The organism is Cryobacterium frigoriphilum (assembly GCF_004403305.1).
GTDB lineage: Bacteria > Actinomycetota > Actinomycetes > Actinomycetales > Microbacteriaceae > Cryobacterium > Cryobacterium frigoriphilum.
Map to the genome: position 1 here is coordinate 62042 of NZ_SOHE01000018.1, position 25736 is coordinate 87777.

General features: G+C 67.4%; 23 protein-coding genes. 8 read left to right on the forward strand and 15 right to left on the reverse strand.

What is annotated here, in order from left to right; translation table 11 throughout:
• Nucleotides 1-78: 78 nt before the first annotated feature.
• Both E3T55_RS04495 and E3T55_RS04500 read right to left on the reverse strand, forming a co-directional pair.
• Nucleotides 79-873 carry a response regulator transcription factor gene (locus E3T55_RS04495; RefSeq protein WP_134518379.1) on the reverse strand — a complete coding sequence of 265 codons (795 nt, stop codon included), beginning with the start codon at nt 871-873 and terminating at the stop codon, nt 79-81.
• Nucleotides 870-2357 (reverse strand): sensor histidine kinase, encoded by a 1488-nt coding sequence (locus E3T55_RS04500; RefSeq protein WP_134518380.1) that lies wholly within the window; start codon nt 2355-2357, stop codon nt 870-872. The genes E3T55_RS04495 and E3T55_RS04500 overlap by 4 nt, the downstream gene beginning before the upstream one ends.
• A 217-nt stretch (nt 2358-2574) precedes the next feature.
• Here E3T55_RS04500 and E3T55_RS04505 point away from each other — a divergent pair, with 217 nt between their 5' ends.
• The 3 genes from E3T55_RS04505 to E3T55_RS04515 are packed head-to-tail and all read left to right on the forward strand — an operon-like array spanning nt 2575 to nt 5770.
• Nucleotides 2575-3555, forward strand: coding sequence for a Bug family tripartite tricarboxylate transporter substrate binding protein (locus E3T55_RS04505; RefSeq protein WP_134518381.1), 981 nt, complete (start codon nt 2575-2577; stop codon nt 3553-3555).
• Nucleotides 3552-4274 (forward strand): tripartite tricarboxylate transporter TctB family protein, encoded by a 723-nt coding sequence (locus E3T55_RS04510; protein WP_198418511.1) that lies wholly within the window; start codon nt 3552-3554, stop codon nt 4272-4274. Before E3T55_RS04505 ends, E3T55_RS04510 begins: the two co-directional genes overlap by 4 nt.
• Complete coding sequence (locus tag E3T55_RS04515) at nt 4262-5770, forward strand: tripartite tricarboxylate transporter permease (protein WP_134518382.1); 1509 nt, start codon at nt 4262-4264, stop codon at nt 5768-5770. Before E3T55_RS04510 ends, E3T55_RS04515 begins: the two co-directional genes overlap by 13 nt.
• A gap of 61 nt (nt 5771-5831) precedes the next feature.
• On the opposite strand, the gene E3T55_RS04520 is transcribed toward E3T55_RS04515, so the two are convergent.
• From E3T55_RS04520 to E3T55_RS04555, 8 genes are all read right to left on the reverse strand, one after another.
• Nucleotides 5832-6521: a hypothetical protein gene (locus tag E3T55_RS04520; protein WP_134518383.1), complete on the reverse strand. Its 690-nt coding sequence runs from the start codon at nt 6519-6521 to the stop codon at nt 5832-5834.
• 302 nt (nt 6522-6823) lie between these two features.
• The gene (locus tag E3T55_RS04525; protein ID WP_134518384.1) at nt 6824-8620 is read right to left on the reverse strand and encodes a carbohydrate-binding domain-containing protein; all 1797 of its coding nucleotides are present in this window, start codon (nt 8618-8620) and stop codon (nt 6824-6826) included.
• Nucleotides 8617-9501, reverse strand: coding sequence for a polyphosphate polymerase domain-containing protein (locus E3T55_RS04530; protein ID WP_241992867.1), 885 nt, complete (start codon nt 9499-9501; stop codon nt 8617-8619). The genes E3T55_RS04525 and E3T55_RS04530 overlap by 4 nt, the downstream gene beginning before the upstream one ends.
• A complete protein-coding gene (locus tag E3T55_RS04535) occupies nt 9498-10196 on the reverse strand; it encodes a DUF4956 domain-containing protein (protein ID WP_134518385.1) in 699 nt (232 codons plus the stop codon). Before E3T55_RS04535 ends, E3T55_RS04530 begins: the two co-directional genes overlap by 4 nt.
• A 179-nt stretch (nt 10197-10375) precedes the next feature.
• On the reverse strand, nt 10376-11365 hold the full coding sequence (locus E3T55_RS04540) for a S1C family serine protease (RefSeq protein WP_134518386.1): 990 nt from the start codon (nt 11363-11365) through the stop codon (nt 10376-10378).
• Between the two features lie 47 nt (nt 11366-11412).
• Nucleotides 11413-11904, reverse strand: coding sequence for a VOC family protein (locus tag E3T55_RS04545; RefSeq protein ID WP_134518387.1), 492 nt, complete (start codon nt 11902-11904; stop codon nt 11413-11415).
• A gap of 130 nt (nt 11905-12034) precedes the next feature.
• Nucleotides 12035-13024, reverse strand: coding sequence for an ATP-grasp domain-containing protein (locus E3T55_RS04550; protein WP_134518388.1), 990 nt, complete (start codon nt 13022-13024; stop codon nt 12035-12037).
• Between the two features lie 63 nt (nt 13025-13087).
• Nucleotides 13088-13882, reverse strand: a complete 795-nt coding sequence (locus E3T55_RS04555; protein ID WP_134518389.1) for a glutamine amidotransferase — start codon at nt 13880-13882, stop codon at nt 13088-13090.
• Nucleotides 13883-13964: 82 nt separating this feature from the next.
• Here E3T55_RS04555 and E3T55_RS04560 point away from each other — a divergent pair, with 82 nt between their 5' ends.
• Nucleotides 13965-15239 (forward strand): MFS transporter, encoded by a 1275-nt coding sequence (locus E3T55_RS04560; protein ID WP_134518390.1) that lies wholly within the window; start codon nt 13965-13967, stop codon nt 15237-15239.
• Between the two features lie 52 nt (nt 15240-15291).
• On the opposite strand, the gene ligD is transcribed toward E3T55_RS04560, so the two are convergent.
• Complete coding sequence (ligD, locus tag E3T55_RS04565) at nt 15292-16311, reverse strand: non-homologous end-joining DNA ligase (protein ID WP_174775428.1); 1020 nt, start codon at nt 16309-16311, stop codon at nt 15292-15294.
• Between the two features lie 150 nt (nt 16312-16461).
• On the opposite strand from ligD, the gene E3T55_RS04570 reads away from it, so the two are divergent.
• Nucleotides 16462-18267, forward strand: coding sequence for a putative bifunctional diguanylate cyclase/phosphodiesterase (locus E3T55_RS04570; protein WP_134518391.1), 1806 nt, complete (start codon nt 16462-16464; stop codon nt 18265-18267).
• Nucleotides 18268-18281: 14 nt separating this feature from the next.
• Here E3T55_RS04570 and E3T55_RS04575 read toward each other — a convergent pair whose 3' ends face one another.
• Complete coding sequence (locus E3T55_RS04575; protein WP_134518392.1) at nt 18282-18698, reverse strand: VOC family protein; 417 nt, start codon at nt 18696-18698, stop codon at nt 18282-18284.
• 62 nt (nt 18699-18760) lie between these two features.
• A complete protein-coding gene (locus E3T55_RS04580) occupies nt 18761-19873 on the reverse strand; it encodes an EAL domain-containing protein (RefSeq protein ID WP_134518393.1) in 1113 nt (370 codons plus the stop codon).
• A gap of 169 nt (nt 19874-20042) precedes the next feature.
• On the opposite strand from E3T55_RS04580, the gene E3T55_RS04585 reads away from it, so the two are divergent.
• Nucleotides 20043-20375, forward strand: coding sequence for a hypothetical protein (locus E3T55_RS04585; protein ID WP_134518394.1), 333 nt, complete (start codon nt 20043-20045; stop codon nt 20373-20375).
• Nucleotides 20372-21436 (forward strand): glutathione S-transferase family protein, encoded by a 1065-nt coding sequence (locus tag E3T55_RS04590; protein ID WP_134518395.1) that lies wholly within the window; start codon nt 20372-20374, stop codon nt 21434-21436. The genes E3T55_RS04585 and E3T55_RS04590 overlap by 4 nt, the downstream gene beginning before the upstream one ends.
• Before the next feature lie 27 nt (nt 21437-21463).
• Here E3T55_RS04590 and E3T55_RS04595 read toward each other — a convergent pair whose 3' ends face one another.
• Together E3T55_RS04595 and E3T55_RS04600 are read right to left on the reverse strand one after the other, a co-directional pair.
• Nucleotides 21464-23494 carry a hemopexin repeat-containing protein gene (locus E3T55_RS04595; RefSeq protein WP_134518396.1) on the reverse strand — a complete coding sequence of 677 codons (2031 nt, stop codon included), beginning with the start codon at nt 23492-23494 and terminating at the stop codon, nt 21464-21466.
• The gene (locus E3T55_RS04600) at nt 23487-23885 is read right to left on the reverse strand and encodes a hypothetical protein (RefSeq protein WP_134518397.1); all 399 of its coding nucleotides are present in this window, start codon (nt 23883-23885) and stop codon (nt 23487-23489) included. The genes E3T55_RS04595 and E3T55_RS04600 overlap by 8 nt, the downstream gene beginning before the upstream one ends.
• Before the next feature lie 114 nt (nt 23886-23999).
• Between E3T55_RS04600 and E3T55_RS04605 the strand changes: the two genes are divergently transcribed.
• Complete coding sequence (locus E3T55_RS04605) at nt 24000-25562, forward strand: ATP-grasp domain-containing protein (RefSeq protein ID WP_134518398.1); 1563 nt, start codon at nt 24000-24002, stop codon at nt 25560-25562.
• Nucleotides 25563-25736 lie beyond the last annotated feature (174 nt).

Here is a 25736-nt window from a genome sequence, read left to right on the forward strand (position 1 = left end):
TGCTCGCTCACAGCTGTCACTTATCGACATAGACATCGACATCGACATCGACGCCCGGCAAGGGTGCGAGATCGTCTCTCAGCCGTGACGCGCGGCGGGGGTCACGCTGTAGAGCAGTTCGGGGCGTCCGCGGGCGCCGTACCGATGGGTGACGTCGACGAGGCCGGCCTGCCGCAGAAAGTCCAGGTAGCGGCGGGCCGTGCCTCTGGCGAGGCCGCAGCCCGTGGCCACCTGAACGGCGGTGCTCACCTCCTGGGCGCGCAGTGCCCGCAGAATGAGCTCGACGGTCGGTGCCGAAAGCCCCTTGGGCATCGCCGCGAGCTCCGAGGTCTGGCCGATCGGCCGCGTCGCGGGGCCAGAGCCAGGGCCAGAGCCAAAGCCCGCGCCAGAGCCCGCGCCAGGTCCGGGCACCCGGCCGGCAATCAGCCGGTCGATGTCGACCTGGCGCAGCGGAATCTGCCCGGTGTCGCTCAGCGCCCGCGCCGCGAACCGTGCCCGGTATGCCGCGAGGCGCAGGTCGAAGATCGCCCGGGAAAAGGGTTTGACCAGGTAGTCCTCGACGCTTGCCGCTGCGGCCTGACGTACGGTCACGGCCTCCGTCGCGGAGCTGACGACGATGACGTCGACGTTGTCGAAGGTCAGCGCCCGCAGCCGATGCAGCACCTCGATGCCGCTGAAGTCGGGCAGGTGCATGTCGAGCAGCACGAGATCCACCTCGTTCTGGGTCACGAAGGCCACGGCCTCGGCCCCGGTTACCGCTGTCCCCAGCACGGTGAAACCGCCGACCCCCTCGAGGTAGCGCACGTGCAGGCGCGAGACGGATGCGTCATCCTCGACGATAAGAGCGCGAATGCCGGTCACCGGGCGCGTCATCGACGTGCCGTTTCGGCCGGTGCGCACTCGTGGCGAGGTACACCAACGGCGGGCAGCCTGACCTGAAAGCGGGCACCGCCGGCTTCTGAACTCCCGACGTCGATGGCGCCACCGCGACGCAGCACGATCTCACGCACGAGCGCCAGCCCCACCCCGCGGGGAATGTCGACCCCGCTGCGCCGTTCGCGGAGCTTGGTGCTGAAGCCGCGCTCGAACACCCGGGAACGCAGTCCCGCGTCAAGGCCGGGGCCGTTGTCGCTCACGGTGAGCGCGAAACCATGTGCATCGGCACACACGCGCACCTCGACCCGGGCGCTCGGGCCGAGCGTGGACACGGCATCGACGGCGTTCCGCACCAGATTGGCGGTCACAGTGACCTGCTCGTCGTCGACGTGGGCAGCGGGCGCGGAGCACTCGGCGTCGAGCAGGAACCTGCCCCCGCGCGCCGTCACCGTGGCGAGCTGGGCCGCCAGCGTCGCGCGCAGGCCCAGGGACTCGATCGTTCGCGGAATCCCGACCAGCTCGGCCTCGTCTGGCGCGTCAGCCCCGGCAGCCCCGGCAGCCGCGGCAGCCCCGGCGACCGGCACGAGCGAGCCGATGTAGTCGAGCGCCTCGCGCGGTTCCCCGCCCTCCACCAGCCCGTACACCACGTGCAGGCGATTGGTGAATTCATGGGTCTGACTGCCGAGTTCGACGGCGAGGCGCCGCTGCACGTCGAGTTCACGGCTGTCGGCCTCGAGCCGCGCGAACCGCCGACTCACCACTCGGTTCACGGCTGCCGCCGCCAGAATGCCCAGGATCAACGATCCAAGCACCCAGGGTGCCAGCTGCAGCACTCCCTCGTTGAGGTCGGCCGCGACGTGACTCTGCAGCAGGCCAACCGACACGGTACCGATGATCGCGGCGTCGGTCGTTGCGGGACTCGACGGTGCGGGACTCGGCGTTGCGGTACTCGGAGCTGCGGTACTCGGCGCTGCGGCAGCCGACTCGGACGAGAGCGCCCAGACGGGTACCTTGGCGCGCAGGGTCAGCCCGAGGGTGCCCTGCTCCACTCCGACGAACGTCTCCCCCTGCAGCACCCGCGACGCATCGGTCGAGACCGGTCGACCGCGGGCATCCGGTGTCGGATGGGTCAGACGGATGCCCCGGGCGTCGGTGATCACGATGTAGTCGACCCCCGAGGCCTGCCGCACGATTTCGGCCAGGGGCTGCAGCGCCTCGGTCGCGGCACTCGTGTCGGGGCTGGCACTGGCCTCGCTGGCCTCGCTGGCCTCGCTGGCCTCGATGGCCTCGATGGCCTCGATGGCCTCGATCACGGCGGGCAGTCCGGCGAGGCTCTCGGCCACGGCGGTGACGCGGTCCACGGTGCGGTCCTGCAGCAGGCGCTGCTGCACGCTGACCGCAACAACACTCGTCACGCTCACGCACACGGTGACGATCAGAACCTGCACGAGCAGCAGCATGCCGCGTCGCTTCCAGATCATTCTGCTCCCGCTGCGCCCATCGATTCGTGCCGTGCCTCGTGCCGTTGTTCGTGCCCCGTGCCCCGTGCCCCGTGCCGTTGTTCGTGCTCTTGTTCGTTCTCCCAGAGTGCATCTAAGTCCACAACTACTGTTTTGAGACTAGTCGCTCGATGCCGATGGCAGGGTTGACCCCACTCCTGCGGCAACAACGATGTCGCCCGTAGAAAGGGATTCGTGCATGAAAAAAACGATTCTCACGGTCGCATTCGCGGCCGTGACCGCGGTGCTGGTGCTTGCCGCCACCGCCAATGCCAGCTCGGCCGGTGGCGGCGCCACCGCCCGCAGCAAGCTCACTCTGCTGGCCCCCGCTGCCCCCGGCGGCGGCTGGGACGGCTTTGCCCGCGAGTCGCAGCAGGCGCTGCGCGCGAACGGCATCGTCAATAACGCCCGGGTGATCAACGTTCCCGGCGCGGGCGGCACGATCGGCCTCGGCCAGGTCGCCCAGATGGACGGTCGCGAAGACCTGCTGCTGGCCACCGGTGCGGCCATGATGGGCGGCATCGAGCTGTCGACGGCCGACGTGTCCTTCGACGACGTGACGCTCATCGCCCGGGTCGCCGACGATTACAACGTGCTCGTCGTACCCAAGGACTCACCGTATGAGACCATCGATGAGTTCACGGCCGCCTGGGCCGCCGATCCGGGTGGAACCGCCATCGCCGGCGGCTCCCTCGGCAGCATCGATCACCTGCTGAGCGGCCTGCTGGGCCGGGAAATCGGCATTGATCCCGCCGCGGTCAACTACGTCGCCTATGCCGGCGGCGGCGAGGTGCTGACTTCCCTGCTCTCCAACACCGCCTCGGCCGGAATCTCCAGCTACAACGACTTCCGCGACCAGATCGAGGCCGGTTCCGTACGTGCCCTCGGCACTTCGGCCGCCGAACCCGTCGAGGGCATCGAGGTGCCCACGTTCATCGAGTCCGGCTACGACGTGGAGATGTCGAACTGGCGCGGCTACGCGGCGCCCCCCGGCATCAGCGAGGAGGCCCGCCAGGAACTCGTCGACATCGTCACCGAGATGCACGCCACCCCGGAATGGGATGACGCCATGTCCCGCAACCGCTGGAGCGACAGCTACGCCACCGACGGCGAATTTCAGGACTTCATCGACACGGAAAGTCTCCGCGTCGCATCCATCGTTGAGGAGCTCGGCCTGTGACTGACAACACCGGGACTGACAACACCGGGAACGCGAGCACCGGGAACGAGAGCAGGTTCCATCCGGCGGCCGGCACGGTGACGGATGCCGCGGCATCCGCTTCACCCACCGGGTCACCGCAGTCATGGCTGGCCGGCCGCAGCGAGCTCGTCGTGGCAGCCCTGACCCTGGGCATCGCCGTGTTTCTGACCATCGGCATCGTGACGATGGATATACCCGACGGTGCCGGCGCCCCCGGCCCGACCTTCTTTCCCACCATCGTGGCCGCACTGCTCTACGTGCTCGCGGTGCTGCTGGCGGTGCAGGTCGTGCGGGCTCCCCGCCCGATTGACGGCGACAGCAACTCCAGCCGGGTCGGCGTCTCAAGCGACCTACTGAACGACGTCGGCGACATCGACACCACGAGCGAGATTCGCGTGATCCGGTCGACCGTTCACCCCAAGACCACCGCGAAGATCGGCCTGACCGACTGGAAGACCACCGGCATCGTGCTCGCGTGCGTGATCGTCTTCGTGCTCATTCTGCAGCCCGTCGGCTGGCTGCTCTCCGCCGCCGCGTTGTTCTGGGCACTCGCCCGGGCCCTCGGCAGCAGGCGCCCGGTGTTTGACATTGGCGTCTCGCTGATTTTCTCCTCGTGCATGCAGCTCGCATTTTCGGCCGGTCTCGGCCTGACCCTTCCTTCGGGAATTCTGACGGGAGTCTTCTCATGGATCAGCTAGGCAACCTGCTCGAGGGCTTCTCGGTCGCCCTCACCCCGATGAACCTGGTCTTTCTGGTCATCGGCGCGGTACTCGGCACCGCCGTCGGCGTGCTGCCGGGGCTCGGTTCGGCGATGGCCGTGGCCCTGCTGCTGCCCGTCACGTTCAGCCTCGATCCGACCGGCGCGTTCATCATGTTCGCGAGCATCTACTTCGGTGGCCTGTTCGGGGACTCGACCAGCGGCATCCTCTTGAATACGCCCGGCAACAGCTCGGCGATTGCGACCTCGTTCGAGGGCCATCGCATGGCCAAAGACGGGCGCGCGGCCAAGGCACTCGGCACAGCCGCGATCGGCGCCTTCATGGGCGGCATGATCGCCACGACCCTCGTCGTGTTCTTCTCGCCCTACCTCGTGCGCCTCGCCACCCTGTTCGGGCCGGCCGAATACTTCGCCCTCGCGGCATTCGCGTTCGTGGCGATCTCGGCCGTTGTTGCCGAGTCGGTCGTGCGCGGCCTGATCGCACTCGGCATCGGACTTGCGCTCGCCATGGTCGGCATCGATGGCCAGAGTGGCGCCGCCCGGTTCACCCTCGGCATGCCGGAATTCTTCGACGGCATCTCGATCATCGTCGTCACGGTGGGCTTGCTCGCCATGGGCGAGGTGCTGCACGTGGCCTCGCGCATCCACCGCGAAGGTTCCGCCACGCGGGTCACCACGCAGGGCTCGCCGTACCTCAACTGGCGCGAGTTCAAGCAGGCGCTGCCGGCATTCTTGCGCGGCACCAGCTTCGGCCTGCCGTTCGGTGCGATTCCGGTGGGCGGCTCCGAGGTACCCACGTTCCTCGCCTACGGCACCGAGAAGAAGCTCGCCAAGCGGCGCGGCGACACGATGTTCGGCGGTCGCGGAGCGATCCAGGGCGTGGCCGGACCCGAAGCGGCCGGCAACGCCACCGCCGGTACCGCGATGGGCGCCCTGCTCGCGCTCGGCCTGCCGACGTCGGCGACGGCCGCCATGATGCTCGCCGCCTTTCAGCAGTACGGCATGCAGCCTGGCCCGCTGCTCTTCGAGCGCAGCGCCGACCTGGTCTGGCCGCTGCTCGCGAGCCTGTTCGTGGGCCTCGTGATTCTGCTGATCATCAACCTGCCGTTCGCCTCGGTGTGGGCCAAGCTGCTGCTCGTGCCCAAGCACTACCTGTATGCCGGCGTGGCCGTGTTCTCGGTGTTCGGCGTCTACGCGATTGCCTCATCGATGAAGGACCTGTGGCTGCTCGTGGCAATCGGGGTGCTCGGCTTTGTGATGCGGCGCTTCGCGATTCCGCTGGCCCCGGTGCTGATCGCGGCGATTCTCGGACCCCTCGCCGAGACCGAGTTGCGCCGCGCGCTCGCGGTATCAGAGGGCGACGTGGGCATTCTGGTCGCATCCCCGATCTCCGTGACGCTCTACGCGATCATGGCGATCGCCATCCTGATCAGCATCGTGCAGCATCTGCGGCACCGCCGGGCCGCCGCCCTGTAGGCGGATAGTCCGCCCTGCCCCTCGCGAGAGCGGGACTCGGGCGGGACGAGAGCGGGGCGAACTAGCGGTTGCGGGCGAAAGTCCACACCCGCGAGCCTCGGCTGCGTGGCCGCGGGCGCGGGGCCATCCCGAGCTCCGTGGTCAGCAGGGGGTCATCCCCCGCGGCGCGCAGGGCGCGAGTGGCGCTGCGCTTGGCGATCCACTGGTCGGCCTGCACGGCCGGCAGGGTGGTGCCGAGCGCCCGTGCCGACGCGGCACAGCTCGCCTCGAGGCGCCGCCGCGAGAAAGCATCGAGCTCGGCGAGGCGGTCAGGGTCGGTGAGATCGGCCAGGCAGGCCAACTCAACCTCCCGGGCAATCGGGTCCCCCGCGATGAGCTCCGCCGAGATTCCGTCGAGGCCGTCGCCGCTGTGCGAGAACGCAGCCACCGCCATCAACAACCGGTCAGAGACGAGCGCCCGCAGATCCCGGGCCAGGGTCGGACTGCACGATTCGTCGTGCAAAATGGCCTCGTGCAGCAGCGTGTCGTGTAGCACCGCGACGATGCGGGCATCGTCACTGCTCACCATCTCCATGATGCGAAGCGGATGTTCAATGGCCGGGTGGCCGGCGGCATCCGTCAGCCCCGCATACGCGACGCGGGCGAACGCGATGACGTCATCGAGCAGTGGAACCGATTCGTCGGCCCTCCACCGCGCGCGCGCGAGCCGGAGTTCGGTCGTGCGCTGAGGTGTGGTGTGCGGCGTGGCCATGAGATCGTCCTTTGATCGTCTAGTCCCAGTCTTGAAGGCACCGTACACCCGGTCTAGGGTCAAAGGTCACGAACGACGGTTCTGTCGCCCCCCATGAACCACCCCTGCTCGGCACACACCCGGGCTCAAGTCCCGCGCAGCGGCGCAGCACCCGCGCAACGTGTTTCCACAAGCGCGGCCCCGGCGCTGCGCGGGTAGTGCGCCGCTACGCGGGTGGTGTGCATCCCGCGCAACGGCGCAGCACCCGCGCAACTCACCACAGGCCTGCCCACGCGCTGGCGCATCACCCGCGCAACGGCGGATCATCGGCCGGTTGGGCCGCCGCCCATGCCGCCGGCGGCCGCGACGCCCGCCGTGACCGTGGCCACGAGCACGCCGTCGGCGTACACCTCGTAGCTGGCGCCGTCCACGACGTCGGCCGACGAGAACACCACCGACTGGAACGCCTTCACGGCCTCATGCTCCAATACCTGCGAGCCACCCGCAGCGACGACGGTGACGACCGTGCCCGCTGCCTGGGTCGACCCGAGGCTGGCGGACAGGGTCCCCTGGCCGGAGGTGGAATCAGGCGTGACGACCATGCCGGAGCTGCCCACGGCGAGCAGCGAGCCGCCGCTGATCTCAAAGGTTCCGTCGACGTCGAGCGAGCCGTTACCGTTGTCGGTGGGCCCGTTCACGACGAGGCTGCCGCCGGTGATCGAGGCCGATCCGTTCGAGTCGAAACCGTCACCGGAGGCGTTGATCGTGATCGACCCTCCGGTGACGTTCAGCGAGTAGTCGCCGGCCTGACTCATGCCGCCCCGCTGCCGTTCGGTGCCGCTCGCACTGCCGCCGGCGGCGTTGATGCCGTCGTCGCTCGCGGCGATCGTGAGAACTCCGTCACTGACGGTGATCGCGGCGCTCTCGAGGCCCTCGTAGGATTCGGTCACGGTGAGCGTGCCGCCCGAGACGAGCAGCTCGACGTCGGCGTGCACCGCATCGTCGCCGGCCGCGAGGGTCAGCCCGCCGCCGGCCACGTGCACGATCGAGTCGGAGTGCACGGCATCGTCGGCGGCGTCCACGTTGAGGGTGCCGCCCTCGATCACGACGATCACGCCGGCCTTGAGGCCCTTCGCCGAGGCGTCGTCGGCGACGGATGCCCCCGCTCCGCCCCCGGATTCGATGCCGACGTCGCCGCCGGTGACGACGACATCCGTCACCGCAGCTACGCCGTCACCGTCGGCGATTACGTCAATCGTTCCCCCGGTCAGCGCGATAAAGCCCGCGGCCGCATCCTCGGCGTTGTCGGAACTAAGGCCATCGCCGCCGGCCGTCAGGTCGAGGGTTCCGCCGGTGACGACCAGATAGTCCTTGCCGCGCAGGGCGTCGTCCGCGGCCGTGACGGTGATCGTGCCGGAGTCGATGACGAGGCCGTCCTTGCCGGTAATGCCGTCGTTGCCGTTGCCGTTCACGGTCAGCGCCCCGGTTCCGGTGATCGTCAGGTCGGCAGAGCTGTAGAGCGCGGCGTTGGCCTCATCGGCCTCGGCATAGCTGGAGGTGTCGCTCAGCACGTTCTCTGAGCCGGCGGCCAACACGACAGCGACGGTGTCGGCATCCGTCACGTTGATCGCGGCGGTCGTCGAACTGGACACGTCGATGCCGTCGAGCACGAGCCGTACGGTACCGGAATCGGCCGTGTTGACGATGACCTGGCCGTCAGCGAGGGTTCCGCTGAGCCGATAGGTGCCGGCCGCGGTGATCGTGACCGTGCTGCCGCCGGCAGCACTCGAACTGACCGAGACGGCACCGGATGCCCCGGTGCCGGTTGCCGAGGACGCGTCGCCAGCCAGGGTGACCGCGATCTCGGCGGACTCTTCCCAGGTGGCGGCGCTCGTGTCAGTCACGGCCAGGTTGGCGGTCAGCACCTCCGCCGCGGTGGACAGGGCCGTGGCGGAGGCGCTCGTGGTGGCACCGGCGACCGTGTCGGCCGTGCTGCTGTCGGTACTGCTGCTGTCGGTACGGGCGGCCGGGGTCGAAGCGCACCCGGCGAGCAGGGCGACGGCGAGCACGAACGGAACGGCACTCAAGGCACCACGTCGGCGGGTCGAGGGAAAATTCATCGGGTGCTCCAAGCGGTGGGGGCGGGCTGGTGAATGTAGCGGCTCAATACCCGCACCCACCTATTGGCGGGCAGCTCGGGGCAGAGCGCCGCCATGCCGGTGCCGAATTTGGAGATAACGGCGGGGCGGTGGCCGTGTGCCCAGAGCACGCGGTCAACGGCACCGGCCCGCGCGCCGGATTTGGTCTCGACGACGGTCAGTTCGGGCAGGTCGAGCCTGCGTTCGTTGTCTATCACCCATGACAGGTCGGTGTCGATCGTCGCCCGGCTTTCGGAGGCCGGCAGGTAGAGCGTCGTGCGCCGGTAGCGGGTGGTGAGCGCCCGGGTGAAGCCAAGCGCCGCGCTGCCGCCGATACCCGACTCGTCGAGAATCTGGTCGGCATAGCGGCGGCCCTCCGGCGTGAGTCGGTTCCCGTCTGCGGTGTCGTAGGGCAGACGCTCCTTGACGGTGACGCTGCGCCCGCCGCGGGTTTTCACCTCCAGATAGGTGGCGGCGGAGTCGAGGTAGGTGCGGGTGCGGATCTTGAACCTCCGCCGCCGCGGCTGCGCCGTCAGAAAGTAGCTCGTGCGCTCGGGGGTATCGAAGTAGATCGATTCGTAGGCGAACGCGCGCACTCCCCCGATGTCGAGTACTCGGGTGTCGTCGGCCAGGTCGACGAGCACGGCGTCAAGGTCGGCGAGCGGCAGCACGTATTTGCGATCGACGCGGGTCTGCAGGCTCGCCCGCTCGGTCAGCTCCTCGAGGCCGATCGGCTCGAGGGCGGGCAATTCGAGGCCGGGCATATCGTGGGTGGGAATATCAGGCCCGGTCAGATCACGGCCCGTCAGATCACGGCCCGTCAGATCACGGCCGGTCAGATCAGGGGCGGCGAGCCGGGTCACGAGTTGATCCGAGACAGCACGGCCGTTTCGGGCAGCGGATGCTCGGGCAGCGGATGCTCGGGCAGCCGGCCTGCGGGCCGGGCGGCGGCATCCGCTGCCTCGGTGACGGCACTCTCACGGGCAGCCGCCGGGCGAGCGAGCCGCTCACGCACCTCGTAGCGCACGTCAACGACGGTGGTGTCGTTGACGAGGTCGAGCCGCGTCACGTGCGCCGAATGTACCCGGGCGCCGAGCAGCTCGGTGAGGTGCAGCTGCAGTGCGGTCTCATCGGCGATCGCCCGCTCCAACACGACCGTCTGCTGCCGGTACTGACGGAAGAGGCGAGGGTGGTCGCCCACGAACATGACGGCGACGATGAGGCCCATCAGGGCGACCGCGAACCAGTTCAGTGTCGTGGCGGTCGCACTCAGCCCGGCGAGCAGGCCGAGGGCGAGCGAGGCGAAGTAGTACGCGACCTCGTGCTGCTCGATCTCGGTCGACCGCAGCCTGATGATCGACAGCACCCCAAACAGTCCCAGCCCGAGTCCAACGCCGACGGCACTCGACGCGAGTACCATCGCGACGGCCAGCACGCCGACGTTCACGCCGAGGTAGGCGGCGATCAGGTCCCGCCGGCGGTGACGCGGAAAGTACAGGCCGAATGTGAGCAGGCTGATGACGCACAGGTCAATGGCGATCATCGCATATTGCAGCATGGGGGTCCTCCAGATGAACACTCAGTGAGTTGGCACAGGTCAATTCGAGGTTTTCGAATTCGTTAGTGTTCATCCAGCCAGTGCTGGCTATGCGTCGCCGATGGGCCTCCTATGAAGAAGTTAAGAGTGTTGCAGCAGTTTTGAGCGTTGAAGCAGTCACGTTGCAACGGTCACGAGTATCAGCGCACGGCGGAGAGCTCCTCGGGCTCGGCGATGACATCGACCATGGCCGTGCCGCGCAGCACGGTGACGGGCAGCGGATGTCCGATCGCCTCAACAAAGAGCAGCCGCTGCAGGCTCTGCGCGTCGTGCACCGGCTGGCGTCCGGCGGAGAGCAACAGGTCACCGACTTTAAGTCCGGCGCGTGCGGCCGGCGATCGTTCGATCACGTCGACGACGCGCAGGGCGATCTCCTGGCCGACGCGCACGGCGACCTCCGGCCGCAAGGGTGTCGGGGCGCTGATCAGGCCGAGGTAGGCGCGCCGCACGCGGCCGTCGCGCAGCAGCGCGTCGATGATGCGCCGGGTCGTGAGGTTGATGGGTACGGCCAATCCCAGGCCGACGCCCGCGACGGCGGTGTTGATGCCGATCACGATTCCGCGAGAGTCTGCGAGGGCGCCACCCGAATTGCCCGGGTTGAGGGCGGCATCCGTCTGAATCACGTCTTCGATGACCCGGCCGGCGTCACCGAACCGGGTCGGCAGCGACCGGCCGAGGGCGCTGACCACGCCGGCTGTGACCGATCCGGACAGCCCCATCGGATTGCCGACGGCGACCACGAGCTGGCCGACGCGCAAGCTGTCGGCGTTGCCGAGGGTCGCGGGGGCGGGAACGAGGCCAGCGCGGGCGTGCAGCACGGCGAGGTCGGAAAGGGGATCGGCGCCGACGATGTCAATGGGGCTCGTGGAGCCGTCGGCGAAGGTGGCGTTGCCCGCCGATGCCCCGGTGATCACGTGGGCGTTGGTGAGCAGATGGCCCGATTCGGAAAAGACCACCGCCGAGCCACCGCCCCGACGGGCATTGCCCCGGGACGTGGCCAGAAACATCTCGATGGCGGCGACCTGTCTGGTCACGGTCGCCGCGACGTCGGTCACGACCCGCGAATACGCATCGAGCGCATCAGCGGGAATCCCCTCGGCTTCGGCTCCGAGCGGATCGGTTTCACTCATTTATCGTTCCTTTCGTGCGGGTAGTGCGGCTAGTGCGGGTAGTGCGGTTAGGCGGTATCGAGGTCTGTGCCGTCGTGCGCGGCCTGCAGCGCGGCAATGTCGAGCTTGGTCATGGCGAGCATGGCCTGCATGGTGCGGCCCGACTTCTCGGGGTCCGGGTCAGAGAGAAGTTCACCGAGCACCGCCGGCACGATCTGCCAGGACAGCCCGAACTTGTCTTTCAGCCAACCGCACTGGCTCGGCTCGCCGCCGTCAGCGGTGAGCCTGCTCCAATAGTCGTCAATTTCGGGCTGGGTATTCGCGTTGACGAACAGCGAGATTGCCTCGCTGAACTGAAAGGCGGGACCGGCGTTCAGGGCCTGCACGCGCAGGCCGTCGATCTCAAAGGTGACCGACATCGCCGTGCCGGCCGGAGCCGGCGAGCCTTCGGGGTATCGCGTCACCTGAAGAATGCGGGAGTTTCTGAACACGGAGGTATAGAGCGTGGCTGCTTCCTCGGCCTGGTTGTCAAACCACAGAAACGGGCTGATGTTCTGCATGACGCACTCCTTCGTTCGCTGGGCGGGCGCGCACTGAGGTGACTATCGTACCTTTCGAACGGCTTTGAGTGCCATCTCTGCGGGCACCTAATTATTTAGGTGCCATCTCACGGGCGCCGCGGTGAGCGCACTAGTCAGCGGAGTACCGGGCCGCGAGTTCGCCGCCCAGAAAGCGGGCCACCGATCGCGCGCCACCCGCCTCGGACAGGCCGGCCTCGACGTCGGGGTTGTAGTTGGTATTCGTGTTCACGTCATAGGTGACAAAACGACCGTCGGCCGTCTCGATGAATTCGACGCCGGCCACCTCGATTCCGTGCTCGGCCAAGAAGGCCTCAATTTTCACGATCAGCGGATGCCCCGCCTCGATCTCGTCGCGCCGGGTAAACAGGCTGGCTCCCGCGCCGGGCACGGCGCACACCGCTGGGGCCAGGCCGGGCGCCGGCTCGACCACGCACGCATCGGCCGGACACAGCTCGAAGCTGCCCGCGGAGGTGTCGACGCGCACCGCGTAGACGAACCGACCGCCGACGAACTCCGCCCGGGTGATGAAGGGTTCGGCGCTCAGCACGTACTCCTGCAGCAGGGTGACCCCGTCGATCGGAACCTCAAAATCGGCCCCGGCGACGTAGGCATCGAAGTCGGTGTAGCTATCGAACCGGCGCACACCGAGCCCTTTGCCGCCCTGGTTGTGCTTGGTGATGAACGGCAGGGCCAGTTCGCGAGCGCGCGCGCCGAGATCGTCGACCCCGAATACGGCGATGGTGGCCGGAACGTCGAACCCGGCCGCGCCGAGCTGCACGTACTGGGCCACCTTGCTCACCTCGAGTTCTACGACGTGGGTGCCGTTGATCACCCGACGGCCGTGCGCTTCGAGCCAGCGCAGCACCGAACGGGCGTATTCCTTCGCGTGGGCGTGGCCGCGGGTGTGTGACGACGCGCTCAGGCGCGACCAGAACACGCCCTCCGGCGGGGCCTGGGTGAGGTCGATCGAGCCGGCATCCAGCATCCACTCGCGGTACGGCACACCCTCGGCCTCGAAACCGGCCAGCAGGGGCGGCATCCAGTCGTTGTTCTCGTGCACAATGTAGACAACCGGGGTCGCCGCAGCCAGAAACGTCATGGCGCCAGCCTACGTCGAGCTTCCGCTGCCTCGCGGCGCAGGGTCGCCGCCCGGGCGCAGTTTCTACGCTTCGCCCGGGTACCTGATCTGCGCCACGGATGCCGCGGCATCCGTCGCCGTCGCATCGTCGGCGCCGAAACGCGCGACAAACGCGGTGAGCAGCTTCGCCGGTTCGGTGACGGTCGAGGCGCCGATTGCCGTCATCACGTCGTTGAGGCGATCCGGGTGAAAGTAGCCATTGTCGCGGTAGATGCGCAGCCGGGTGACGATGCTCTCCCGGGTGAGTTCGGGATGAAACTGGGTCGCGTAGACGTTGCGGCCGACCCGGAAAGCCTGCACCGGGCAGGCGCGACCGCTCGCCAGCACCACCGCGCCGGGCGGCACCTGGCTGCAGGCCTCCTTGTGCCCGACAAAACCGACGAAGTTCGGCGCGAGCGCAGCGAACAGCGGATCGCTGCGCCCGTCATCGGTCAGGGTGATCTCGATCGGGCCGGCCTCCTCACCCCAGGCGCTGTCGACGACCCCGTGCAGGTGCGCGGTGAGCAGCCCGATGCCGTAACAGGCGCCGAGGAACGGAAAGTCCTGTGCGATCACGCGGTCGAGCAGGTGCCCGAGTTCGTGCTCGACCCGGCGCTGCACCGCCGTCTTCTCGTCATCGGGATCGCCCGCGTTGAAGGGGCTGCCGCCCACGATGATGCCGGAATAGTCGGCCAGGTCGATCTCCGGCATCGGCCCGGCCTCGAGCCGCACCCGGTGCAGCTGCGAACGCGTGAGCCCGGCGCCGGCGAGAAACCCGGAATATTCGTCATCGGCGGCTTCGTCTTCGGGGCGCGTGGCCAGCAACAGAAACGGTTTCACGCGCCCATGTTACTGACGTTCCGCACTTCTCGCCGACGATGGCGCGCGGGCCGGCGCACCGGGCGGCCGATACTGTGGGTGAGTGACAGCGAGGGCAGCGGATGCGGGACGGGGGCGACCCGCAGCATCCGCCGACTGGACTGGCCACTCGCACGGCAGCAGCGACTATCGCCGCCTGCTCGCCGGCCTGTTCTTCGCCGGAATCGCCACCTTCGCGCAGCTCTACTCGCCGCAGGCGGTGCTCGCCCATCTCGCCGACGATCTTCGGGTCAGTGCCGCGGATTCGGCGCTCGTCGTGTCCGCCTCGACCATTGGGCTCGCAATCGGGGTGATCCCGTGGTCGGTCGTGGCCGACCGCATCGGCCGGGTGCGCGCCATGGCGATCGCCGTCATCGCCGCGACCGTGTTCGGGCTGCTCGTGCCGTTCGCCCCCACCTTTTCGCTGCTGCTCACCGGGCGACTCGTCGAGGGACTCATGCTCGGCGGGGTGCCGGCGATCGCGATCGCCTACCTGAGCGAGGAGATCGAGCCCCGGCACGCCGCGCGTGCCGCCGGAACCTACGTCGCCGGTACGTCGATCGGCGGGCTGCTCGGCCGCCTCGTCGCCGGCCCGGTCACCGAGTTCAGCAACTGGCGAGTCGGCGTGTTCGCTGTCGCGGTGCTGTGCGCGATCTCAGCGGTGCTGTTCATCGTGCTCGTGCCTGCCTCCCGCGGCTTCGTTCCGCGGCCCGCGCGCCGGGCGTCCCGTGCTGCGCCGCCCGCGCACCCGCCACTGCTGCATTTGCTGCGCGAGAACCTCAAATCGAAGCGGATGCTGGCCCTCTACGCCCAGGGGTTCCTGCTGATGGGCGGGTTCGTCGCCCTATATAACTACCTCGGCTTCAGGCTCAGCGGTCACCCGTTCGGACTCCCCCAATCGCTCGTGAGCCTCGTGTTCGTGGCGTATCTCGGCGGCACCTGGTCGTCGGCGCAGGCCGGAATTCTCGCCGCCCGCTTCGGCCGCTGGGCGGTGCTGCTGAGTTCCCTCGCCCTGATGGTCGTCGGGGTCCTGCTGACCCTGTCGCCGCTGCTCGTCCTCACCCTGCTCGGCGTGCTGCTGGCGACGGCGGGATTCTTCGCGGCGCACGCCGTGGCATCCGGCTGGACCGGTGTCGAGGCCACCGTGGGCCGGGCCCAGGCCTCATCGCTGTACAACCTGTCGTATTACGCCGGGTCGAGCCTGTTCGGCTGGCTCGGCGGGGTGTTCTTCGTGACCTGGGGCTGGGCGGGCACGGCCGGCATGGTCGCCGGCCTCGCCCTCGCCGCCGCGCTGCTCACGGTGCTGCTGCTGCGCCCGACCCGCTCACCGCGGCCCTGACCGCACGCCCCAGCCCGCACGCCCCAGCCCGCACGCCCCAGCCCGCACGGCGCTACGTCGGGCGGGCGCGGCTGGGCTGCACCCGCGGTGGCTCACCTGGCATCTTCGGAAAGTCGGGTGGAAACGGCAGCTCGCCGAGTCCGGCCGCCAGATCGCGGCTCCACCAGGCGAGCAGGGTGTCAATCGTTCCGGGGGCGTCGTGCAGCCCCGACCAGGGGTCACCGAGTCTGCGCAGGCGTTCGGGCACCGTGAGAATCGTGAACGCGGCGGGATCGGCGTGTTCAAGCTCGTCCCAGGTGAGCGGGCACGACACCGGAGCATGCCCGAGCGGGCGTGGGCTGTAGGCCCCCGCCATCGTGCGGTCACGGTTGGCCTGATTGAAGTCGACGAAGATCCGTTCGCCGCGCAGTTCCTTCCACCAGGCGGTAGTGACCCGGTGCGGCATCCGTCGTTCAAGTTCGCGGGCGGCGGCGATCACCGCGTGCCGCACCTCGAGAAACTCGTGTTGGGCGACGATGGGCGCGAAGACGTGCAGGCCACGGTTACCGCTCGTCTTCACAAACGCCGTCAGTCCGGCCTCGGCGAGTACCGCGCGCAGCTCGATCGCGACCGTGATCGCATCGTCGAAGGCCGTGCCCGGCTGCGGGTCGAGGTCGATGCGCAGCTCATCGGGCAGGTCGGTTGCACCGGCGCGCGAGGCCCAGGGATGAAACACGATCGTGTTCATCTGCACCGCCCAGACCGCGCCCGCGGGTTCATCGATCACGAGCTGCGGATGCTGCCGCCCGCTCGGATAGACCACCGTCACCGCCCTGACGAACTCCGGAACGCCCTTCGGCGGGTTCTTCGAAAAGTACTGCTCGCCCTCGATGCCGGCCGGAAATCGTTGCAGTGACACGGGCCGATCACCGTTGGCGGTGACGAAGGCGTCCCCCACGTCGATGATGTACCGGGCCAGGTCGAGCTTGGTCAGGCCGAGGTCGGGGTAGAGCACGCGCTCAGGGCTCGAGAGCCGCACCTCGCGCACGCCCGACGGTGCGGGAACGGACACCATCACGGCATCGCTCGTCATGCTGCCTCACCCGTCATGCGCACAACCTACCCGCATCCAGCACACCCCGGGGCCGGCCTAGCGCCAGCCGGAACAGGACAAGACCTGAACAGTGCGTAAACACCGGCGAGTTCACCGCCGAGAGCACCGGTGTCGGAGTAGTCAGTTAACATGAACCCGCACCCGGCCGTCCGTCGACAACTCCCACGGGCAGACCGCGCCACCCGTCTCGTGGACCTGTCCGTGGCCGCAACCCTGATTGCCTCAGACACCCCCGCAACGCATATCGATCGCATGTTCCGATCCGACCGCGCACTGCGCTGCTTGGTGGTGAAGCGCTCCGGAACCCTGTCGCTCCTGTCCCGGGACCATGTCGAATACACCCTCACCGGTCGGCTCGGCTACGGAAGATCCATTCATACCCGCTCCACGGTCGGTGATCTGGTCCCCGACGACACACTGGTCGTGCCCGGGCACACCGAACTTGCTGAGGCCGCGCAACTGATTCTCGACCAGCCGGAGAGTCGACGCTATCGTGACGTCATCGTGATGACGGATGCCGCCCCGCGCGTCGTGTCCGTGTCGCAGGTTTTCCAGCGCCTCTCTGAAGATTTTCGCTATGCGGCGCTGCATGACCCCCTGACCGGACTACCCAATCGTCGCAAGTTTCAGGATCGCGGCACCGCACTGCTGGCAGCGGCAGCTCTCTCGGCGGCGGTCACGTCGGCGGTCACGTCACCAGCGAAACCAGCCGCCGCGGACCGCCGGTGCACCATCGGCGTGCTGTATATCGACCTGGACGGTTTCAAGGCGATTAACGACACCTTCGGTCACCGGATCGGGGACGAGATTCTGGTCGACTTTGCTGATCGGCTGCGAGACCACGTGCGCGACTCCGACGTTCTGGCTCGGCTCGGCGGCGATGAATTTGCGGCCCTTCTGTTGGACATCAGCGAGGGTGAGGCCGCGGACATCGCCCAACGCATCGTGACGGCGGCTGCGGCGCCGTTTGCCTCCGACGGGCACCTGCTCTACCTCTCGGCTTCGGTCGGGATCGCCCTGCTTAACGACATGCCCGACGACTCCGACCTCAGCCCGCTGGAAGCCCTGCTGCGTGAGGCCGACGCGGCAATGCTCAAGGCCAAGAACGCCGGTCGTCATCAGGTTGCCCGACTCGATGGGCGCGGTGAGACTGCACCGATCGCCCGCAACGCGAGCATTCGTCGGCGCCTGCAACATGCCGTCGCTTCTCAGGCCTTCACGCTGAACTTTCAACCGCAACTCGATATCCGCAGCGGGCAGTACTCAGCCGTTGAAGCCTTGCTGAGGTGGACAGACGAGGAACTCGGCTCGGTGCCACCGAACGAGTTCATCCCGATCATGGAGCTGTCGGGAGATATTCACCGAGTGGGTCGATGGGTCATCGACCGGGTCTGTGAGCAGGCCCGGCTCTGGGTCGACGCCGGCGTACCACGCCGGATTGCCCTCAACGTATCGCCACTCCAGTTGGCAGCGCTGACGCTTGTGCCCGATCTCACGGCGGCTCTGGCCAGACACGGCATTCCGGCACGCCTGATTCAGGTGGAGATCACCGAGAGCTCGGCCATCGCCGACATGCCCCGGGCCATCGATCAGCTGAACCAACTGCGTGCGGCGGGAATCGGAATCGCGCTCGACGACTACGGAACGGGGCACTCGTCCCTGGCCATGCTGCGGGCGTTGCCGCTCAACGTGCTCAAGATCGACAAGTCTTTCGTAGACGACATTGACACGTCGACCTCCGACGCCCTGCTCGTGGGCGGGCTCATCAGTACCGCGCACGCGCTCGGGCTGACGGTGACCGCTGAAGGAATCGAACGCATGGCACAACTGACGATTCTGCGTGATCTCGGCTGCGACACGGTACAGGGATTTCTCATCGCCCGACCGACGACACCGGGCGAACTCGTCGCGCCCGACGTCGTCGAAGTGGCCTAGCGCCCGGCCAGGCTCTACTCCTTCGGGCCGAGGATGTTGACCATCCAGTTGATGCCGAATTGGTCGTGGATCATGCCGAAGCTGTCACCCCACGGAGCCTTCTCGAGCGGCAGGGCGATGACGCCGCCCTGAGCGAGGCCGTCCCAGTAGCGGCGCAGTTCGGCATCATCGTCGCCGCTGAGCGACACGGAGATGGAGCTGCCCGCCGTGTACTCCATCGAATTGGGAGTGTCAGAGGCCATGAGCGTGAAACCGGCGTCGGTCGTCAGCTCCGAGTGCATGATCTTCTCCTGCTCCGCCGGGTCCTCGCTGGCATGCATTTCGCCGAAGGTGCTGACGGTGAGGTTTCCGCCAAACACGCCATGATAGAAATCCATCGCGGTGCGGGCACCGTCACGGAAGGACAGGTAGGGATTCAGGGTGCTGCTCATGGGATCTCCTCGATCGTAGGTACGGGTCGGTGTGTGGGGATGCGAATTCGCGTGCTGCTCGATTATGAACCGAAATCGGCAATCCGACGAGTTGACGCTGCGTCCCACCCCGCGTCGGGCGCTCCCTCCGCGCGCACCCGCTGCACGAGCCAGTCCACAAGCTGCTGGCCGGCCACCAGGTGGGAGCCGTCACCGCTGTGCTGCAGGGCATGCCAGCGTCGCACCGCGGCGGCATCCGTCGCCGTGCCCGTCGTGCCTGTGCCCGTGCCGGTGCCGGTCAGCGCTTTCGTCAGGTACGCGGTCAGTGGGCACTCGTGCAGGGTCGCCAGATGAGGCCAGTCCCAGCGCGAATACTGCCAGTGGTAGGCGAGCGCGCCGAGGTTGGTGACGATTGTTCCGGCCCGCAGCGGGTACCGATAGCTCGCGATCCAGTCGGGTACGGCCTCGGGCGGCATTGGTCGGGCCAGAAAGTAGCCCTGGCCGAGCGCCACGCCGAGCACCGTTGCCGCCTCGGCCATGCCCTCGTCCTCGAGCCCCTCCACGACGACCGTGACTCCGAAATCGCGCCCGAGCTGGCGCAGCGTAGCGATCAGGCTGAGGGTCTCGGTCGGCCGCCGCCGAATGTCCACCAGCAGGTCACGGTCCAGCTTGATCGACCGAAACGGCAGCGTCGCCAATCGCTTCAGGCTGCTGTAGCCACTGCCGAGGTCGTCCATCGCGAGCCCCACCCCGATTTCCAGGAGGTGCTCCACAACGTCACGCTGACCCGACTGGTTCATCGTCTGGGATTCGAGCAGCTCGAGCTCGAGCCGCCGCGGTTCAATGGCGTGGCGTTGCAGAGCCTCGCTGACCCAGCGCAGGCAGTCGGCGTGCAGCAGGGTCGCGGGCGCCACATTGACGGATACGGTGACCTCGACTCCGAGGGCGTCCCAGCTGGCCAGATAGGCGAGCGACTGGTCGAGGCCCTCACGAAACAGCCGATCGAGTTCTGACGCGGTCAGCGGCGGCAGAAAGTCGTCGGGATACATCACCGTGCCGTCGGCGAGGTTCAGCCGGGCGAGCGCCTCGACGCGGTTCAGCAACCCGGTTTGCAGATCGACGATGGGCTGCATGTGCATGCTCAGGCCGCCGGAAAACAGTCGATCGCGCGGCGAGGAACGCGGGATGACGGTCATTCATCGAACATATCGGCGGGGCTTAACGACCGGTCAGCCCACGTTCGGGGCAGGGCCAGTCGCAACCCAGGCACCTTCGAGACACCGGTCACCATTCGATACACCAGTCACCATTCGATACACCAGTCACCATTCGATACACCAGTCACCATTCGATACAGTTGCCTGCATGAAGCTGACCGCCATCGACCCGCCCAGCCGCAGTTTTTCCCAGTGGCTGACCGAGGAGGAAATCGCTCAGGTGCTCGCCCACAAACGCGGCTGGCGACTCGCCGACGACGGCGCCGTGTACGCGGGCAAGATCATCAGGAAACGCGTTGCACCGTCACTGACCGCGCTCGGCGCCGCCGCCCTCACCCAACGCTGGGTGAGCCGGGCATCCGCGCCGCGCAGCGACGGCAGCGGTCCCACCCACATGATGTGGGGCATCTTCGACGCCCGCACCGACGCCGAGATCGCCGAACAGGTTGCAGCGTACGCTGCGGGTAGCGTGGAGCCATGACGACCCCGAACCCCGCACCGAGCACGCTCACACCGAGCACGCTCACACCGAACTACATCGAGCCCGGCCAGCCCTTCAACCGTGACACCAACTACATCGAAGACCGCATCACCCGCGACGGCCGCGACGGCTGGCCGGTCGAAGCGGGCCGGTACCGCCTCGTGGCCGCCCGCGCCTGCCCGTGGGCGAACCGCACCGCGATCGTGCGTCGACTGCTCGGCCTCGAGGGCGTCATCTCCCTCGGCTTGCCTGGCCCGACCCACGACAAGAACAGCTGGACCTTCGATCTCGATCCGGGCGCCGTCGACCCGGTGCTCGGCATCGAACGCATTCAGGATGCCTACTTCGCGCGCTTTCCCGATTACCCGCGCGGCATCACCGTACCGGTCATCGTCGACGTGCCCTCGGGCAAGGTCGTCACCAACAACTACCCGCAGATCACGCTCGACCTTGAATCCGAGTGGACGGCCCACCACCGCCCCGGCGCGCCCGACCTTTACCCCGAGGCCCTGCGCGTCGAGATCGACGAGGTCGCCGAGCTCATCTTTCACGACGTCAACAACGGCGTCTACAAGTGCGGTTTCGCCGGCAGCCAGAAGTCCTACGAGCGCGCCTACGACGCTCTGTTCGCCCGCCTCGACTGGCTCGAAGAACGCCTCGGTACCCAGCGCTACCTGGTCGGCGACACCATCACCGAGGCCGACGTGCGCCTGTTCACGACCCTGGCCCGATTCGACGCCGTCTACCACGGCCACTTCAAGTGCAACCGCAACAAGCTCAGCGAGATGCCGGTGCTCTGGGCCTACGCGCGCGACCTGTTCCAGACCCCCGGGTTCGGCGACACGATCGACTTCGACCAGATCAAGGCCCACTACTACCTGACGCACAGCGACATCAATCCCAGCGGAATCGTGCCCAAGGGACCGGATGCACGGGGCTGGCTCGAAGCATCCGGTCGCGAAGCCCTCGGCGGTCGCCCGTTCGGCGACGGCACCCCGCCCGGCGCGCCGCTTCGCGCCGAACGGGTGCCCGCCATCACGGCCTCAACGGTCGCGGCCTGATCGGTCCCTGTCCAATCTCGGCCCTGTCTAATCGGTATCTGCGCTGCGGGCTTCCACCTCCTTCTCGGCGAACTCCCCCGTGCGGGAGAACCGCAGCGGAGCGACCGGAAACGGCATCCAGTTGCGGTTGATGGGTTGTGGGTAACCCGGCTCCACCTGCCAGCCGTTGTTCGGATCGACGCGCACGTACCGAGTGCCAGAGAAGAAGTAGATGCGCTGGTTCGGTTCGCCCCATGATGCCGCGTCGATTCCGGCGGCAAAGCTCGCCGGGAAGCCGGGCCAGTTGCCCGCGATCGGCTTCGGGTACCCGGCCTCCACGGCCCATCCGTTCGCCGGATCAACCCGCAGGTACTGGTTGCCCTTGAAGAAGTAGATCCGTTGGGTGGTCGGGCTCCACAGCGCGACGTCGACCCCGGCCGCGAAACTTGCCGGGAAGCCGGGCCAGTTGCCCGCGATCGGCTTCGGGTACCCCGCCTCCACGGCCCATCCGTTCGCCGGATCAACCCGCAGGTACTGGTTGCCCTTGAAGAAGTAGACCTTGTTGGTGGGCCCGCTCCACAGCGCGGCATCGACCCCGGCCTGGAACGACGCCGGAAAGCCCGGCCAGTTTCCGGCGATCTTCTTGGGATAGCCCGCGTCCAGGGTGAAGCCGGTGTAGCGCACGTAGTACTCGCCCGAGAACTGGTACAGCGCGTTATTCGCGTAGGTGTGCACGCCGGCGTCGAGCTTGTTCAAAAACGCCTTCCAGCCGATCTGCGCGTGGGTGAACGTGCAAATGCTGTTGACGTTGTTGTCCATCAGGCACGCCTGGGGATTGACCGCACACACCTTGCAGTTGCCGTTGACCTCCGTGAACCAGCGCGCCGACACGCTGTCGCAGGCACACTTCGACGAGGTGTACTCGTCGGGCGCCCCAAAGATGTGTCCGGTCTCGTGGGCGTAGATGCGGTCGATGGAGGTCCACGCCGTGAGTGATCCCTGGGTGCGCATGACCACTTTGAGGCCGCTGGCGTATCCCATCCACGCCGTCGGCATCTTGGTGAAGAACCCGATGTAGCCAAATTGCGACCCGGATGCCGTCTGCAGGGCCTGGGAGAGCTGGTCGTACCCGGCCTGACCGGCGGGGAATCCCAGCAGCGCGAGAGCCGGATCCCGCCATTTGTCCTCGGCTTCCCAGCCCAGCCCGACCGGCTTGGGATAACCCGGTTCCACATTCCAGCCGTTGTTCGGGTCCACCCGGATGTAGTCGTTGTAGAAGCGGTTGCGCTTGAAGAAGTAGATCTTGTTCGTGGTGCCGCTCCATAACGCCCCGTCGACACCCTTGGCGAATTCGTCGGGGAAGCCCGGCCAATTGCCCGCGATCGGCAGCGGATAGCCCGGCTCCACGTTGAAGCCGTTGTTCGGATCGACGCGGATGTATTTATCACCCTTGAAGAAGTAAATCCGCTGGTTCGTTCCGCTCCACAGGGCCGCATCGACTCCGGCGGCGAATTCGGCTGGGAAGCCCGGCCAGTTACCGGCGATCGCCTTCGGATACCCCGGTTCGACAGCCCAACCCGCGTTCGGGTCGACCCGCAGATACTGACTTCCCTTGAAGAAATACACCCGCTGGTTGGTTTCACTCCACAGGGCAGCGTCGATTCCCGCGGCAAAGGAGGCCGGGAACCCGGGCCAGTTGCCGGCGATGGGCTTGGGATAACCCGGGTCGGCATTCCAGCCGTTGTTCGGGTCAACACGGATGTACTCGCTGCCGTTGAAGAAGTAGATCTTCTGCGTCGTGCCGCTCCAGAGCGCGTCGCTGATGCCGCGATAGAAGGGCTCGGTGAGACCCGGCCAATTGGCCCCCTGCCAGGCCGTGAAATTCTGCAGGGTCGCCACCCGTGACGAAATCACCCACGACAAACGCGCGCGCGGCTCGTTGCCGGCGAGGGCGTCGAGGCCGGTCTGCACCTCGGCGATGACGTGCGCGCGCTCGGCCGCGGAGATGGCGTAGTCGCCGGGTCCGGCGACAAACACGATTCCCGCTGAAACCCGGTTGATCATGCGTTCATTAGCCATTGTTCTCTCCTCCGGGCATGCACGGTGCGGTGAACATCAGTTGTTCCTCCGGCGATTCGCCGGGCTTCTGGGCGGCCTTCTCGCGCCGGTACCCGGCCGATGTGCTGATGCGCAGGCCCGCCACGAAGAGGGTCTCGCTCTCGTCAAGCGGGGGAAACAGGTCGGGGATGTCCGCATCAAGGGGCAGCAACCGCGCGGCCGGAACGGCCTCCTGCAGATCTGCCTGCGTCAGGTCTGGCGCGTCCACGACGAGGATGCGTCCGCTGCTCTGGTGCACTTCCACTCCGTACTCGGCGACGGTGTCCAGGGCCCTGCCCAGTGTGTCGTCGGCCTGCGATGCCGGGGGGTGTTCCCCCAGATCCAAGACCAGCAGCTTGAGATTGTCGTCCATGTTTGTTTCTCCTTTCGCCTCGGTAATCGCTACTGTTCACCGGGGCGCGTTACTGCACCGTTACCGGCTGGCTGCGGTCTGGTCCTGACCCGCACGCTGTCGCTACCATGAGCTATGGCCCGCTCAGGCACCGGTGATCTCGGCACCACCACGACGGCAGTGGCACAGGCCGTGGCAGGGGCCGTGGCCGTGGCCGTGGCGCCGGCTGTGGCCGACGATGTCACGCCGGAGCACCGCGACCGTGTTTCCCATCTGGGCACACTGATCGGTGATCCTGCCGGCCCGCGCATTGTTGCTGTCTCGACGTCCGGAGTCTTTTTGGACCCCACGCTCGTGCCCGCCTTCTGGAGTCGCGCCATCGATGGTCTCGACAGCGGCATCCAGGGTCACCTCTATACCCGGCCCCACGACGTGTTCGTGCTGCGGCTGCCCGAACTCGACCCGCAGCGCGCCAGCGCAACCGAAGTCCCCGGACCGGTCGACGTGGCAGCAGTGCTCGCGATGCTGGAGCTCAACGCGCAGATCTGGGCCGAACTGACCGGTGTGCGGCTGGCCACGGCCGATGACCCCGTCATTATTTCGGCCGAGCGTCCGCCGCCGCCGGGAACGATGCTGCCGCCCCACGTGCGCTGGCATGTCGGGTCGCTCCTGGCGGCGGGAGCCGGCGAGTACCGCACCGGCCGCGGAGCCTTTCTGGCCTTCATCCTGGACGTCAACACACTGACCGCACTCGGACTGCAGGCCGATACGGGTGGCGGCCGGGCAGCCCTGATCGGTGCGCTCGAACGCAGCCACCTTCGCGCTCGTGCGCGTGCCACGACCGCGCTGATGGACAAGAACAGCGCCATGAACCTGCTGCAGGCCAACCGGATTCCGTGTGCCCGCACGTACACCTTCACTCGGCAGACGTGGCTCCGAAGCACCGGAGCCCTCACGCCGGGAACGGAACCTTCAACACCGGTTCCATCACGCGGCCGTTATGTCTTCAAGCCGGCCGGCGGCGCCGCCGGTGTCGGCGTGCTGTGCGATCCCCGCGGGGGGTCCAGCGCGGCCGAGGTCATCGGCCACATCAACGAGCTGGCGGTCCGGAAGATTCTTCCCGACCGGTTTCAACTGCAGCGCTTCGTTCCGGGCGTCGCCCTCGGCGCATCCGCCGTCATCGGAAGTCGAACCGTGCGGGTTCTGGAGGTTCACGAGCAGTTACTCGACGCTGCCGGACGGTTCGTGGGAGCCCGGTGGACTCCGTCGATTGCGGCAGAACACTGGTCGGCAGCGACGCACATCGCCGCCGGGCTGCGCACCATCCCCGAGCTCTTTCTGCGCGGTCCGATCAGCTGGGACATGATCGCCGGACAGGTGATTGAGGTGAATCCCCGGCTCACGGCCTCCGCCCCCATCGCCCATCTGCTGTACCACGAAGCGCGGTTGCGGGCGCATCGTGGGCCGGGATTTCGCCTGACCCAAATTGATGTGAATACCGCCGTCTCGATCACACCCGGAGACATCACCCGACTGCGCGGTCTGATCGACGACCTATGGCGGGACTTCGGGGTTCTTGTGCTGCCTCAGGGCCTCAATCCGTTTGGCACCTCACGCTGTGTCTTCGTGAACGACGACGACTCCACGACGGCGCAGCAACATTTCTTGGCTGCTCTCGACGTTCCCACCGCGCAGTAGGGCGGGTCTGTCCTCGGCAGGCTCCCCTCGGCAGGCTCCCCCCGGCAGGCTCTCGCGGCGTGGGTCTGTAGCGTGGAGTGTCGGTGGGTGGTGAGAAGCTCGGGTTGAAAAGATGCGTTTCAGACTCCGACAGCGGGAGCTGGTGCAGCACGGTCAGCCGGCCGAACAGGCCGC